Source organism: Kushneria halocnemicola, from assembly GCF_965650455.1.
Lineage (GTDB): Bacteria > Pseudomonadota > Gammaproteobacteria > Pseudomonadales > Halomonadaceae > Kushneria.
In genome coordinates this window covers 469,836-485,244 of sequence record NZ_OZ287968.1, presented here as the reverse complement: position 1 = coordinate 485,244, position 15,409 = coordinate 469,836, and the positions used below count along the sequence as shown (strand labels likewise).

Annotated in this window: 11 protein-coding genes; 4 read left to right on the top strand and 7 right to left on the bottom strand. The window is 60.5% G+C overall.

Features of this window, described 5'->3' with window-relative positions; translation table 11 throughout:
- Positions 1-83: 83 nt before the first annotated feature.
- Complete coding sequence (gene trmA, locus ACS92L_RS02050) at positions 84-1,193, bottom strand: tRNA (uridine(54)-C5)-methyltransferase TrmA (protein ID WP_438766681.1); 1,110 nt, start codon at positions 1,191-1,193, stop codon at positions 84-86.
- A gap of 242 nt (positions 1,194-1,435) precedes the next feature.
- Here trmA and ACS92L_RS02045 point away from each other — a divergent pair, with 242 nt between their 5' ends.
- On the top strand, positions 1,436-2,020 hold the full coding sequence (locus ACS92L_RS02045) for a DsrE family protein (RefSeq protein WP_438766680.1): 585 nt from the start codon (positions 1,436-1,438) through the stop codon (positions 2,018-2,020).
- A gap of 111 nt (positions 2,021-2,131) precedes the next feature.
- Here the strand turns inward: ACS92L_RS02045 and ACS92L_RS02040 are convergent, their stop codons facing one another.
- From ACS92L_RS02040 to ACS92L_RS02020, 5 genes are all read right to left on the bottom strand, one after another.
- A complete protein-coding gene (locus tag ACS92L_RS02040; RefSeq protein WP_438766678.1) occupies positions 2,132-2,683 on the bottom strand; it encodes a hemerythrin domain-containing protein in 552 nt (183 codons plus the stop codon).
- 194 nt (positions 2,684-2,877) lie between these two features.
- Positions 2,878-4,227 (bottom strand): replication-associated recombination protein A, encoded by a 1,350-nt coding sequence (locus ACS92L_RS02035; protein WP_438766677.1) that lies wholly within the window; start codon positions 4,225-4,227, stop codon positions 2,878-2,880.
- 57 nt (positions 4,228-4,284) lie between these two features.
- The gene (gene lolA / locus ACS92L_RS02030; protein ID WP_438768381.1) at positions 4,285-4,938 is read right to left on the bottom strand and encodes an outer membrane lipoprotein chaperone LolA; all 654 of its coding nucleotides are present in this window, start codon (positions 4,936-4,938) and stop codon (positions 4,285-4,287) included.
- A 145-nt stretch (positions 4,939-5,083) separates the two neighbouring features.
- Entirely contained in the window at positions 5,084-8,677 is a 3,594-nt protein-coding gene (locus tag ACS92L_RS02025) for a DNA translocase FtsK 4TM domain-containing protein (protein WP_438766676.1), read from the bottom strand.
- Between the two features lie 280 nt (positions 8,678-8,957).
- Entirely contained in the window at positions 8,958-10,901 is a 1,944-nt protein-coding gene (locus ACS92L_RS02020) for a methyl-accepting chemotaxis protein (protein WP_438766675.1), read from the bottom strand.
- 163 nt (positions 10,902-11,064) lie between these two features.
- Here ACS92L_RS02020 and aat point away from each other — a divergent pair, with 163 nt between their 5' ends.
- From aat to infA, 3 genes are all read left to right on the top strand, one after another.
- The gene (gene aat, locus ACS92L_RS02015) at positions 11,065-11,754 is read left to right on the top strand and encodes a leucyl/phenylalanyl-tRNA--protein transferase (RefSeq protein WP_438766673.1); all 690 of its coding nucleotides are present in this window, start codon (positions 11,065-11,067) and stop codon (positions 11,752-11,754) included.
- Positions 11,755-11,827: 73 nt separating this feature from the next.
- Entirely contained in the window at positions 11,828-12,565 is a 738-nt protein-coding gene (locus tag ACS92L_RS02010) for an arginyltransferase (RefSeq protein WP_438766672.1), read from the top strand.
- 153 nt (positions 12,566-12,718) lie between these two features.
- Positions 12,719-12,937 (top strand): translation initiation factor IF-1, encoded by a 219-nt coding sequence (gene infA, locus ACS92L_RS02005; protein WP_007111068.1) that lies wholly within the window; start codon positions 12,719-12,721, stop codon positions 12,935-12,937.
- Between the two features lie 192 nt (positions 12,938-13,129).
- On the opposite strand, the gene clpA is transcribed toward infA, so the two are convergent.
- A complete protein-coding gene (gene clpA, locus ACS92L_RS02000; protein WP_438766671.1) occupies positions 13,130-15,403 on the bottom strand; it encodes an ATP-dependent Clp protease ATP-binding subunit ClpA in 2,274 nt (757 codons plus the stop codon).
- Positions 15,404-15,409 lie beyond the last annotated feature (6 nt).

Genomic DNA, 15,409 nt, shown 5'->3' with positions numbered 1-15,409 from the left:
GTAATGACGCTATCGGCATGGCAGTCATGAAAACGCCCCGGCCCCGCCGTGGCGGGGCCGGGAAAGCACGGCATCGCAATCGATCAGCGCCGCTTGAGCAGCACACCACACTCACAGTGGTCGGTGTAGGGAAACTGATCAAAAAGCGCCAGACGATGAATCTCGTGAGTACGCCCGAGCTGCTCCAGATTGGCTTCCAGGGTATCGGGGTTGCAGGAGATATAAACGATGTCATCAAAGCGGGCGATCTGTTCGCAGCTGTCGGCGTCAAGCCCCGCCCGCGGCGGGTCGACCAGTACGGTCGAAAAATCATGCGCTTCAAGCTGCATATCGCTGACACGCCGGCCCGTTTTTTCTCCCGACAGTGCCTGGGCGAACTCCTCGCTCGACATGCGCGCCACGTGAGCATTGTCGATACCGTTGAGCGCCAGATTGTGCTGGGCCGAAGCCACTGACGTACGCGATATTTCGGTGGCCACCACGCGCCGGAAATTGTCTGCCAGAGCGATGGTGAAATTACCGTTGCCGCAGTAAAGCTCGACCAGGTCGGTGTCACGGCGCCGGCCATCATTACCCTGTGTGACTTCCCGGGCCCAGTTGAGCATGCTTTCAGCGATGTCGGCGTTGGGCTGGGTAAAGCTGTTTTCGACCTGCTGATAGCTGAACACCCGCCCGGCCACATCGAGATGCTCGGTCACCGATTCACGCGTCAGCACCCGACGCTGCTTGCGTGCCCGGCCGATAATGGCGGCGTCCAGCGTCGTTTCGAGCTCGCGGGCGGCCTGTTCCCACTCGTCATCAAGCTTTCGGTGGTAGACCAGCGTCACCAGCGCCTCGCCCTGACGGGTCGTCAGATACTCCACCTGAAAAAGGCGATGGCGCAGCACTGGGGCGTCGCGAATGGCGTCAATCAGCTGCGTCATCAACGCATTGATGCGCCGACTTGCCACGTCATACTGATCCATGCGCACGGTTTGTTTAACACCGTCGGCATCGGCCTCGAACATGGCATGAAAGAGATCATCGCCTTCATGCCAGATGCGAAACTCGCAGCGCATGCGGTAATGGCTCGCCGGAGAGGCAAATACCTCAAGCGGCGGCGCCTTGAAACGGGCAAACTGATCGATAATGCGCTGGCGCTTGGCGTCAAGCAGCGCAGAGTACTGGTCGGGGTCAACGACGGGTACGCTCAATGTGAAATACCTGATCCGGCCGTCATGATAACGGTCATGATGAAAGAGGCCGCCAGTGTAGCGCCTGCCCATCGCAGCTCAAGTACTGACGCCGCCCATTGCCCGCCGGTGACCTGTGATACGGCGTCACTGTGACAAATGCTGTAGACTCCCGACGCCTTATTGGCTATATCTCGATCGTTGCCCATCGGGGAACGCCTTGTCATGACAACCATCACTTCTTTCGCTTTCAGGAACTCGACATGCTGACTCTTCTCAAGCGGCACTGGATGCTGGCGGCACTGGTATTCGCTGCCCTTTTCATGGTGTTTTTTGCCGCGGTCGTCCCCCGCAAGCCGGCAGCGGGCCTTGAACAGGCACATTATCCGGCGATCGAGAAGTTCGGCGGCATTGCCGAGCGTCATGACACGATAGATGTTCCCGACCCCAACAAGCATTATCAGGTCATCTTTGACGTGGTCAGCGGAAGCGACGACCCCCGCACGATCAACCCCGGTCTGATGCGCGTGGCGCGTGCCGTCAATGTCTTTGCCGAAGCCGGTGTGCCGCTGGAGAATCTGGATTTTGTGGCCATCATTCATGGCGATGCGACGCGCAGCGTGGTCAACTCCGGGGTGTACAACAAGTGGTTCGGATTCGACAACCCCAACGTCGCACTGGTCCATGCCCTGACGGAAGCAGGCGTTCGCGTACGAGTATGCGGTCAGGTGCTCAACCACTGGAAGATTGCTGATGCCGACGTCAACGACGAGATCGGGATCACGCCTTCGGCGCTGAGCACACTGGCAATCTACGGCAACGAAGGTTACGCCTACGAGCGGCTGTAACCCCCTGTCGCAGCAGACATGAAAAAGCGGGGCGGCATATGAATGCCGCCCCGCTCATGTTTGCACCCTTGCCTGCCTGGGATGCCGGAGTCGCGCCCGAAGGGCCGGCACTCAGGCCACCGCCGGTCGGATTTCACGAAATTCGGCGTAGAGGTCCGGATATTCCTGCTGAAGGCGTGCCAGCTGCGTACGAGCCTGAAGCGGCAGCGTATCGCGCAGCTCGACATATTCGTCTTCATCCAGACTGGCGTCCAGCAGCGGAAACAGGTGTTCACGCTCCATGCGCAGCACATGACGGTGCGCGTCCAGATAGGCCTTGAGGCGCTCGCCAAAAAGCGTCATGGGCATGATGGCATCCATCAGGATGTTATCGAGATCATCGCCCAGATGCCTCAGACGCTGTTTGAGCTCACGATACTCACCGGCCAGCTCACAGATTTCCTGCCCGGTATGCGCACCGCGCTCGGTCAGCCGATTGCCGCAGAGAGTTTCCAGCGGGACGATGTAGTCGTCCATATAGTCCATGATGTAGTCACACGCCTCACGCATGAGGCGAAAGCTCGGGCGCTCTCCGGTCACAAGATAACGATGCTGCAGCGTTAGCACATGAAGCAGGCGAGCCATATGAGCATGATCCTGGCGAAGCTGAGTCAACTTGAGCATGGCGGCGTCTCCGGCAAATTTGACGAGCTACCAGTCTTGTGCGTTTTGCATCTGATCGCCACTTACTTTGGTCGCATACAGCGCTCATTAAATTTAATACCTGCCAAAGCCACGCCAGGCGCACCGACGGCCATCATGGTCTCGATCGCGTCATGACGGGCATGAGACAACAGACGCGACGTCATCATACTTTCTCATGATGGCTCGACACCGCGTCGATGCGTCGCAGCCTGATCCAGTCCTTCCAGCCACTCCAGCTTTTCGGCAATGCGCTTTTCAAGGCCGCGGTCGACCGGTTGATAGTAGCGAGTACCCACCAGCGCCTCGGGGAAATAGGTTTCACCGGCAGCATAGGCATGGGGTTCATCATGGGCATAGCGGTAGTCATGACCATGCCCCAGAGACTTCATCAGGGACGTGGGCGCATTGCGCAGGTGCACCGGCACCTCGTGCCCGGGACTTGAGGCCACATGCGCGCGCGCCTGATTGTAGGCCACGTAGGCGGCATTGCTTTTCGGGGCGCTGGCGATATAAAGAATGGCCTGGGCGACGGCAAGCTCGCCTTCCGGACTGCCCAGACGCTCCTGCACCTCCCAGCCGTCCAGCGCCAGGCGCAGCGCTCTGGGGTCGGCGTTGCCGATCTCTTCGCTTGCCATGCGAACCACCCGACGAGCGATGTAGAGCGGGTCTGCCCCGCCGTCGAGCATGCGACAGTACCAGTAGAGCGCAGCGTCAGGGGCACTGCCGCGAATCGACTTGTGCAGCGCCGAAATCTGGTCATAAAAGAGATCGCCGCCGCGGTCGAGCCGGCGCGTACTTTCGCCCAGCACCTCTTCGATGACCGCCTGCGACAGTCTCGGCGCCTCCCCCTCGCGGCCGGCTTCGGCCATGTCGGCGGCAATCTCCAGCAGATTGAGCGCCCGACGCGCGTCACCGTCAGCCGCCTGCGCCAGAAGATCACGGACGCTGTCTGGTGCCTCGATACCGGCCTCGCCGAGACCGGCCGGCTCCAGCAGGGCGCGGTCGATGACCTGACGAAGCTCCTCGGTGCTCAGTGGCTTGAGCACATGAACCCGCGCCCGCGACAGCAGCGCATTGTTGAGCTCGAAGGAAGGATTTTCGGTGGTGGCGCCGACAAAGGTGAACACGCCTTCCTCGACCCAGGGCAGGAAAGCGTCCTGCTGTGCCTTGTTGAAGCGATGCACCTCATCGACGAACAACAGCGTGCGCTGTCCGGTCTGGCCTCGTTGCTGCGCCTCGAAGGCTGCGGCACGAATCTCCTTGACGCCCGCCGAGACGGCCGAGAGCGTAGCAAAGTGCGAACGGGTATAGCCGGCGATCAGGCGTGCCAGGGTGGTCTTGCCAACGCCGGGCGGTCCCCAGAGGATCATCGAATAAAGCTGATCGCGCGCCAGGGCACGCGTGAGAGGACGGTCCGGCCCCAGCAGATGGGACTGACCGATATAGTCTTCCAGTCGGGCCGGACGCAAGCGCGCCGCCAGGGGTTGCCCGGGCGGCGCGTCACGATCAAACAAATCACTCATGAAAAAGGCACCCTTGTGCGGATCATGCCTCCATCATGGCAGATAACGCGGTATCAATCAGTTGCCTTCGCGCATCACATCCGCTCCGTCGGGGATCTCGAACTGGAACTGCGAGGCGCTGATATCAGGGTTGACCTCGATATTGCGAAACGATATTTCCGTGCGCTGGCCGGTACCGTCGGTGAGATCGATCCCGGAGAGACGTTCGTTGTTGAACACCAGCTCCAGGGATTCAAACAGCGTGTCGTTGGAGCGCGGCGACAGTGCGAAGAACTCGGTGGTCCCCTGCTGGCGACGCGACACGTTGTAGTTCTCGGTCAGCTCGCTGGCCTGCCCGGAGAGCAAGAGTGCCGGGGTGTGCGTGACGCGCTGATCAAGCGGGCGAATGCTGACCTGTTCGAGGTCAGGGTCATAGAGATAGACCTGCTGCCCATCGGAAACCACGGTCTGGCGATAGGGGTCAGAGACTTCCCAGTTGAAGCGTCCGGGACGCGAGAGCCACATGTGGCCGCTGGCGTTTTGAAGATTACCGCCCCCGCTGGCCACCTGCTGATTGAAATCGGCAGAGTAGGTCTTGAGCGGCTCGAGCAGCGAGGTCAGTCGCTCGGCATCCTGAGGCGCCGCCTGCGCCGGCAGTGTCATGCACGCCGCCATCAGGGTGGCACCTGCCAGTCCCGGTTTACGGGCCAGGCCGTTACGGCCATGAGTCATCAGTGTCATTAAAACATCCTGTTCTGGTTGGCAGAGAGCATGCCGTGGTGCCCCTTTGACCTGTCACCGGGTGACAGGTTCTGTAAAGACCCCTGCTGAAACTTAAGATTGTTCAGCCCCATCATCGGGTTATCCGGTGATGCCATCAGTTCGACGGGGGCGATGCCAGCACTTCCCTGGCTCCGTTGCTGCCCATGGACGACACCACGCCGGCCATCTCCATCGCCTCGACCAGACGCGCCGCGCGATTGTAGCCAATCTTGAAGCGACGCTGGACCGAAGAAATCGATGCCCGACGTGATTCGGTCACATAGGCCACGGCCTCATCATAGAGCGCGTCCTGTTCCGGGTCGTCATTGCCATCGCCTTCGGCTTCAAGCCCTGTCAGCGCATCGGCCGAGACACCGCCGGAGAGGATCTCATCGATGTACTCGGGCTCACCACGACGCTTCCAGTCATCGACCACACGATGCACTTCGTCATCGTCCACGAAGGCGCCATGCACGCGCATCGGAATGCCCGCGCCGGCCGGCAGATACAGCATGTCGCCATGCCCGAGCAGATGTTCGGCACCGCCCTGATCAAGAATCGTGCGCGAATCGATCCGCGAGGAGACCTGAAAGGCCATGCGGGTCGGGATGTTGGCCTTGATCAGACCGGTCACCACATCCACCGACGGGCGCTGGGTGGCCAGAATCAGGTGGATGCCGGCAGCACGCGCCTTCTGCGCGATACGGGCGATCAGCTCTTCGACCTTTTTGCCCACGATCATGAACATGTCGGCGAACTCGTCGATCACCACCACGATATAGGGCAGTCTCTCGAGCACCGGCGGCTGCTCATGCATCTCCCAGGGCTGCGGTTCCCACAGCGGATCGGCAATCTGGGCGCCGGCCGCAGAGGCTTCATCGATACGCGCGTTGAAACCGGCCAGATTACGCACGCCCATGGCTGCCATCAGCTTGTAACGACGCTCCATTTCGGCCACGCACCAGCGCAGCGCGTTGGCGGCCTCCTTCATGTCGGTCACCACCGGGGCCAGAAGATGCGGAATGCCGTCATACACCGACAGTTCCAGCATCTTGGGGTCGACCATGATCATGCGCACTTCATCGGGCGTGGCCTTCAAAAGCATCGAGATCAGCATGGCATTGACGCCGACCGATTTGCCCGAGCCCGTGGTACCCGCCACCAGAAGGTGTGGCATCTTGTTCAGATTGGCCACGACCGGGTTGCCGCCGATGTCCTGACCCAGCGCCACCGTGACCGGTGAGCTGGCGTCCTGATAGACATCGGAGTCAAAGATTTCCCGCAGCCGGATCATGGCCCGATTGGGATTGGGGATCTCGATGCCGACCGTTGGCCGCCCGGGGATGATCTCGACCACACGCACACTTTTCACCATCAGCGAGCGCGCCAGATCCTTGGCCAGGTTGCTGATCTTGGAGACTTTCACACCGGGTGCCGGCTTGATCTCAAAGCGCGTGATGACAGGGCCGGGCCAGGTATCAACCACCTCGGCCTTGACGCCATATTCACGCAGGCGAACTTCCAGAAGCTCTGCCATGTCCTGAAGCTGTTCGGCCGTGTAGGTCGGCTCGTGAGACGACGGCGGCGTCAGAAGCGACAGCGAGGGCAGCTCGCCCAGCGGCTCACCGTCAGACTCGTGCACGGGACGCTGGGTCTGCATCTGCTGCACGGTCCAGAGTGTCGGGCTGGCGCCGTCTTCGCCATTGGCTTCGGGCTCCGGACGCGGCGCTGGCGTGTCGTGATTCGGAGCGGGAGCGGGGCTGGCACGCTCATCAGCGCGAACCTCATCGCTTTCGTCGTCCCGAACCGGTGGCGCGCTCGGTGCTGAGGTCTTCTGATGCGACGATATGGGGGCCGCTTCCGATACCAACTCATTGAAGGCGGCATCCCGAGCATCATCGTCTTCAAAGGTAAGCGTTGAAGCAGACGCGTCACGAGCCGGCGACGGCGTGTCTTCACGCGCGCTCAACGGCGTCGAGAGTTCGGGCTCGTCGTCTTCCCAGCTAAGTACCGGAGGTTCCTGCGCCTGCATGTCATCAACAAGCGGCATTTCACGCTCACGCAGGGATTGCGGCTCTTCCAGCGTCATGTCATCCGGCGTCGGCTCGACGGGTGCCGCAGGTGCCGGCACATCATGCGCCGAAGGGGTATCGACCAGCGGCGCCTGATCGGTACGTGCCTGCGGCTCGCGCTGTTCAGGCGCAGGTGCACTGGGCAAGACAGGCTCGTCTTCATCATCTTCGGCCAGCCGGGGCTCGGGGATGACCTCCGGAATTCGCCGGCGGGTCACGTCGCTGGCCGAAGTATCGCCACGTGGCGTTTCCATCGGCTGCTGCGGCACCTCGCCAGGCACCGGTGCACTGTCCACGCGGGATTGACCCTCATCGCGCACCGGGGTGGCAGGAACATCCTGATCATCTTCGGGGGCACGAACCAGCGGCTCATCGATCGCCGATGCCGGCATGGAGGTCAACGAATCATCATCGTGAGCCGGCGAAGGGGTCGATGCCACATCGTGTCGCGGCTCATGGCGTTCGGACTCGACCGCCGATGTCCGGGCCTGTCGAGCGCCTTCATCGCTCCAGCGATCGCTGGCGACAGGCGCCGGATCGACGGGCGCCGGATCGACGGGCGCCGGGGTGGCGGGCGCAGAAGTACTCTGCGTCTCACGCGTTACGGCGGTTTTTTCGTAGGGCTGTTCCCAGGGAATGTCATCCTCATCGGTGCGCATTCCGGCCACCGGCTCGTTAAGCGCATCGGTTTCGTCATCATGCGATTTTCGCATCGAAACGGCCGGCTCATCGGGGGCTTCAAAAAACGCGTCATCGTCTTCATGCGCTTTTGTCCGACGTCCGGGCACCAGACGCGCCAACAGCCCGGGGCGTTCACGGTGGGGGCGTGCGTCCTCGGCATCTGCTCTCAGAGCGGTATCGGCGTCCTCGTCGTCATGGCCGAAATCGAACTCATCCTCTTCCTGAGCGGTAAGGTACGCCTCGCGACGCTCCTGGGCCATTTCGCGACGACGCTCCTGAAGCCTTGAACCGGCACTGCCGATGCTTGCGCCGGCCATGCCCACACGGCGTGCACACCAGCGCACACCACGCCAGATGCCGTTGCCCACTTCATCAATGATGGAAAACCAGGACATGCCGGTCAAAAGCGGCATACCGCAAAGGAAGGCCGCCAGCGACAACAGCGTGGTGCCATGCCTGCCGACCAGTGCAGACAGTGCCGCCGACACACCCTCGCCCACGATGCCGCCCGATCCATAGGGCAGATCGTTGCTGGCATCCTGAAAATGAAGCGCGCCGACGGTGCAGGTGGCCACCATGACCAGCAGCAGCCCGCCACCCCGTACGGCCAGCGCCATGGGGTCCCAGACAATGTGGGCCTCTTTGGCGCGGATCAGCCGCCAGGCCCCCAGCCCGAGCATGCCGGGCGCCCAGAGCGCGCTGGCACCGAACAGCGAATAAAGAACATCGGAAAGCCACGCCCCGACAGGCCCCATCCAGTTGGTCACTGCCTGATCCGGTCCGCTATGGGACCAGCTGGGGTCTGCCGGCATGTAGCTGAAAAGCGCCAGCAGCAGGAAGGCGCAAAGCGCCAGCATGACGATGGCAACCCCTTCCTTGGCAGCGCCCTGGAGTCTGGCACTGAAATGGCGGGCGTTATCCCGGGCTTTTGTCACACGCTGTCGAGAGCGCTGCATGGTGGCGCTTTTACGCGTTGTTCGCGGGCTGGCGCCGCTTTTGCTGCGACGTGTCTTTGCCTGTGACTGCGATTGTCTGGTCTTGCTGGCGCTCAACGGCCATCCCCCCTGCACTCATGCGAGTGTTATGGCTGTACTCTGATGAAGCATTCGAAGGCCTGATAAAGGCATATTGGTAGGGTAATGACCTCGGGTCACACCCTGCCAGAGGCAGGTATCATACCTGGAGATGATGGTACGGCACAGACCCGGCAATTGCAGCCGTGAAATCAGGGAAATATCAGGCCGGCAAATGAAAAACCCGCACGACCTCACTGAGCTTGCGCGCCTGTTCATCCAGATGCCCGGACGCGGCGGCCGACTGCTCGACCAGTGCGGCGTTATGCTGAGTGGTTTCATCCAGCGAGGCCAGTGCACTGCTGACCTGCTCGATGCCTTCAAGCTGCTCTTCGCTGGCGCGACTGATCTCGTTGACAATGACGCCCAGACTTTCCATCCGCGCGGTGATCTCCTCGATCTGCTCGCCGCTTTGCTGGATATGGGCGTTGCCGGTCGTGACTTCCTCGATGGTATGTCGAATCAACTGGCCGATATCGGCAGACGCTTCACTACAGCGCACCGCCAGACGCCGCACTTCATCGGCCACCACGGTAAAACCGCGACCGTGGGCACCGGCACGCGCCGCCTCGACCGAGGCATTGAGCGCCAGAAGATTGGTCTGGAAAGCAATGCCGTCGATGGTGGCAATGATATCGGACATTTTCGAGGCCGTGGCATCCAGGTCCCTGAGGGTGGTCATGGCACGACCCAGGCGCTGCTGACCTTCTCTGGCCGAGGCCACCACCTCCTCTGCCATGCTGTCCCCCTGGCGGGCACGCTCGGTGTTCTGGCGCACGGTGGCTGTCAATTCCTCGATACTGGCCGCTGTCTGCTCAAGGCTTGCCGCCTGGCTTTCGGTACGGCGTGACAGGTCCATGTTGCCACTGGCAATTTCGCTTGAGGCGTGGCCAATCCCTTCTACCGACTGACGAACGCGGCTGACGATATCGCGCAGACCATCGCTGATACCGTTCATGGCCCCGACCAGCGAGCCAATTTCATCCTTGCGGTGGCTGTCCAGACGCTGCCTGAGATCCCCATTGGCAAGGTGGCCGGCCATGCCCTGCACGCTGGCCAGAGGATGACTCAGGCTGCGGCGCATCATGAAATAAACCGCTAGCGCCGCTGTAAGCGCCAGCCCCAGCGCGATCAGCAGAAACCGGTTACGGGCCGCGGCAATCTGATCATCGATATCGGCATTGACCGCCGTGGCAGCCACGACCCAGTGCCAGTCAGGATACTGCATGAAATAGGTCGTACGACGAGCGTTTTCAGTGTTGGGCAGTCGATATTCAAACAGCCCGCGCTGCCCCTGAAAGATCGGCGCAAAGGCCGGATTGCCGTCAGCATCAAGCACATTGTTCAGCGACGTCCCCTCGTGCTCACCGCCGGCCAGGATGCTGCCAGTATCGGCATCAACAATCATGAAGTAGCCGTTTTCGCCGACCCCCAGCGAGCGTACACGTTCCTTGAAGTTTTCCAGATCGGCTGTAATGTCCACACCGATAAAGCTGGCACCGATAACGCGCCCCCCGGCATCATGAATGGGCTCATAGCGGGTGATATAGGGGGTCCCGAACAGCGTGGCGATACCTGAATAGACGCGGTCTTCCATCAGGGCGCGATAGCTTGCCCCGCTGCGATCAAGCAGGGTACCCACGGCGCGCTCTCCCTGGGCGTCCTTGAGTGAGGTATTGATACGCACAAAATCGTCGCCGGTACGGGCAAAAAGCGTGACCGGTGTGCCGGTGCGCCGGGTAAAGTCATCCACGCGCTGGGTGTCCATGTTGAGCGCACCGCGCTGGTCCATCAGCAGTGGCGTTCGGGTGGACCTGACATTTACGGTCTGGGTCGGATCAAGGACAAAGGGCGGGGCCAGAGCATCGGTCTGAAACAGCTTTAGAAAACGAGCGCTTTGCTGCTGCAGGCTCTGATCGAAAAGCGTAACCGAATCGGTAAACTGTCGGGTCTGCTGCCGCATGCTGTTGGCGCCCTGTTCACGAAGCGCCCGGGCACTGGAAGACGACAGCCCCCAGCTCAGGGCAACAAAGGCCGCAATGGCCGCCAGACCGATAATCAGCGCCAGACGCGAGCCGATGCTCATGCGCCGAAAAAAGTTTCTCATGGTCAACATCCGATAATGTGTTATGTCTTTTCTGGCGGCCAGAACCTGGCAAACCCTTCCGAGAACCAATGTCGGCTGCAACAAACAAAACTTAAGAGGTTTTTAATGGTTTATCGGGCATCCGGAAATGGCGTGTCATGTGGTCAGATCTCGGAGGGTGGCCATGATTGACTGGCTTGCTCCCTACCCTGTTGGTTTCCCCCCTTCGGACAGGGCCCTTGAAACGCCCAACGGGTTGCTGGCGGCAGGGGGCGATCTCACGCCGGAGTGGCTGCTGGCGGCCTATCGGCGCGGCATTTTTCCATGGTTCAATGAAGATGACCCCATTCTCTGGTGGTCACCCGACCCCAGAATGGTGCTGTTCCCCGACGAGCTTCGCATACGTCGCAGCCTGGCCAAGCGGCTTCGCAATTCGGGCATGACGGCGACGTTTGATCAGGCCTTCGAGGCGGTGATCACACAGTGCGCCGAGCAGAGACAAGCGCAGGAAGGCACCTGGATTTCATCCGATATTATCCGGGCCTACGTGACCCTGCATCAGCTGGGTCACGGGCACAGCGTTGAGATATGGGAAGGTGACACGCTGGTAGGCGGGCTTTACGGCATCCTGATGGGGCGCGTATTTTTTGGTGAGTCGATGTTCTCGATACGCCCCGACAGCTCCAAGATTGCGCTGGTACGACTGATGGAATGGCTGGGCGAGCATCACGATCTGGCACTGGTCGACTGCCAGATGCACACGGCACATCTGGCTCGCATGGGCGCTCGCGATATATCACGTGATCGGTTCAATGCCCTGCTTGAGCAGCACATACCCGGTCATTTTCAAGAATCCCTGGTAATGCGCCGATAGTCACTACCGAATCATTAATGTCGCAAGCCCCGGACCACTTTTTTGGACATTGCGCCCGTTGAACAACTCAAGCATGCACTCCCCCCTCCAGGATCTACGGTTTTTCCTGACAGAGCCTCATGACTGCAGTTATCTGGGAGCTCATGAGGCCACAACGCTGTTCATGGATCCTCATATTCCGGTGGACCACGAAATGTACAGCGCCCTGACCCTGATGGGGTTCAGGCGCAGCGGCACGCACCTCTACCGTCCGCACTGTCAGGAGTGCAACGCCTGTGTGTCCGTGCGTGTACCCGTCAATGACTATGCGCCCGACCGTTCGCTCAGGCGTACCGAGCGCGACAATCAGGATCTGGTCGTCATCGAGCGCCCCGCCCTCTTTGATGAAGAGCACTATGCGCTTTACGAGCGCTATATCACTGTACGTCACAGTGATGGCGAGATGTATCCGCCGGCCATCGAGCAGTACCGCGTCTTTTTGAGCACCGCCCATGACTTTTCACGGCTGGTCGAGTTCCGGCTGAACGGCCATCTTCTGGCCGTGGCGGCAGTGGATTTTCTGACCCATGGGCTTTCGGCCATCTATACCTTTTTCGACCCGGATGAGGCCTACCGATCAAGGTCACTGGGAAGCTGGGCGGTTATCTGGCAGATTCGCCGGGCGCAGTCACTGGGGCTTGAGCACGTTTATCTGGGCTACTGGATCAACGAAAGTCAGAAAATGGATTACAAGCAGCGCTTCAAACCGCTGGAATATCTGCAGGGACATCGCTGGCGCCGGAGCATTCCGATCGAACAGATGCATCATTAAAGCGGGGCAGGCGTCCAGCGGCTTTGCGCTTCAGACAGGTATCAGGCAAAATATCGCACGTTCAGTCCGCCATCACCTGCATTGACCGGCCCTGTGGCCAGCAAGAATGCCCTGATGGCGCGCTTATATTACGATTATCGGGGAATACATCATATGGCAAGAGAAGATCATATTGAAATGGAAGGCGTGATTGTCGATACGCTTCCCAACACCATGTTTCGCGTCGAGCTTGAAAACGGCCACGTCGTGACGGCACATATTTCCGGCAAGATGCGCAAGAACTACATCCGCATTCTGACCGGTGACAAGGTCAAGGTAGAGCTGACCCCCTATGATCTGTCCAAGGGTCGTATCGTCTACCGCTCCCGCTAAGGACGCCATGCGTCCTTATCCTGCACGCCCCCTCTTTGTATCCCTCACTGCTTTATGGCGCCCTGCTGGCTTCAGGCCATCCGGCAGGTTCGCACTCGACGGATAGCGCCCTGATTCGCCATCCGTTGTCGCGCATAAAAAAACGCCCCGTCCGAAGACAGGGCGTCAGTGATTACCGGCATGGCGTGCCGATCAGGCAACCTGCTCGGCAGCCGCGGAAAGCTGAAGCTCTCCATCCTCCAGCGTGACATGCACTGTCCCACCATGGTCGGCCAGATCACCGAACAGGATCATCTCGGCCAGAGGCTTTTTGAGCTTCTCCTGAATCAGACGTGCCATGGGACGTGCACCCATTTGCGGGTCGTAGCCATGCTCGGCCAGCCAGCCCCGTGCCTCGTCGTCGACTTCAAGCTGAACACGCTTTTCGTCCAGCTGCGCCTGCAGTTCGACCAGGAACTTGTCGACCACGTTGCGCACCACGTTGGCGTCGAGATGGCTGAACTGGATGATGCTGTCCAGACGGTTGCGAAACTCCGGTGTAAAGGTACGGCGAATCACTTCCATGGCGTCTGTCGAATGATCCTGGGTCTGGAACCCGATGGAGCGACGCGACGCCAGCTCGGCACCGGCATTAGACGTCATCACCAGAATCGCGTTACGGAAATCCGCTTCGCGACCGTTGTTGTCGGTCAGCTTGCCGTGATCCATCACCTGCAACAGCAGGTTGAAGACATCCGGGTGCGCCTTTTCGATCTCATCAAGCAGCAGCACGCAGTGCGGATTCTTGGTCACGGCCTCGGTCAGCAGACCGCCCTGGTCATAGCCGACATAGCCCGGCGGCGCACCGATCAGGCGAGATACGGTGTGACGCTCCATGTACTCGGACATATCAAAGCGCACCAGCTCGATACCCATGATCTGCGACAGCTGACGCGCCACTTCGGTCTTGCCCACCCCTGTCGGGCCGGCAAACAGGAAGTTGCCCACCGGCTTGTCGGGTGATCCCAGCCCGGCCCGTGAAAGCTTGATGGCCGATGACAGGCTGTCAATGGCCTCGTCCTGCCCAAAGACCAGCATCTTGAGATTGCGATCCAGATCGGCCAGCAGCTTGCGATCCGAGCTGGACACGCTCTTGGGCGGAATGCGGGCAATGGAGGCCACGATCGATTCGATCTGTTCGACATCGATCTGAGTGAGGCGTGCCTCGACCGGTAACAGCCGCTGATGCGCGCCGGCCTCATCGATAACGTCGATGGCCTTGTCAGGCAGATAGCGATCGTTGATGTAGCGCGACGCCAGTCGTACGGCGGCTTCCATGGCCGCATCGGTGTACTTGAGCTGGTGATGCTCCTCGAAGCGACCGCGCAGCCCTTTCAGGATACGAATGGCATCGTCAACCGTGGGCTCGAGTACATCCACCTTCTGGAAACGACGGGCCAGCGCGCGGTCCTTTTCAAAGATGCCGCGAAACTCCTGAAAGGTCGTCGATCCGATACAGCGCAGCTCACCCGAAGACAGCATGGGCTTGAGCAGGTTGGAAGCGTCCATGACGCCACCGGAGGCGGCACCGGCCCCGATAATGGTGTGAATCTCGTCGATGAACAGAATCGAGTTGGGCTCTTTCTTGAGCTCGGCAAGCAGCCCTTTCAGACGCTTCTCGAAATCACCGCGGTATTTGGTCCCCGCCAGCAGGGCACCCATGTCAAGGGAGTAGACCACGGCGTCGCTGATGACGTCCGGCACATCTTCTTCCACGATGCGCTTGGCAAGCCCTTCGGCGATGGCCGTCTTGCCCACGCCGGCCTCACCCACCAGCAGCGGGTTGTTCTTGCGACGACGTGCCAGAATCTGCACCACACGCTCCAGCTCGTGGTCACGGCCAACCAGCGGGTCGATACGGCCGATCCGGGCCTGCTCGTTCAGGTTGGTCGCATAGCCGGTCAGCGGATGCGATGACGCGTCGCCGGAGGCCTCTTCACTGTCCTCGGACTCGCCGCCACTGTTGTGCTGGCCCTGCTGGTTGTGCCCGGCGACCTTCGCGATGCCGTGAGCGATGTAGTTGACCGCATCGACTCGCGCCACGTTCTGCTGCTTGAGAAAGTAGACCGCCTGGCTTTCCTGCTCGGAGAAGATGGCGACCAGCACATTGGCGCCGGTGACTTCCGATTTACCGGAAGACTGCACGTGAAATACTGCGCGCTGAAGCACTCGCTGAAAGCCCAGCGTCGGCTGGGTTTCACGGTCGTCCTGATCCTCGGGAATCAGCGGCGTGGTGGTATTGATGAAGTCCTGCAGATCGGTGCGGAGCTTGTCGAGGTTGGCACCGCAGGCGCGCAGGACGTCTGCTGCCGAGGCATTGTCCAGCAATGCCAGCAGCAGATGCTCAACAGTCATGAACTCATGGCGCTTTGACCGCGCCACGGTAAATGCGGTGTTCAGGGTCAATTCAAGTTCTTTGCTCAACATGGCAGT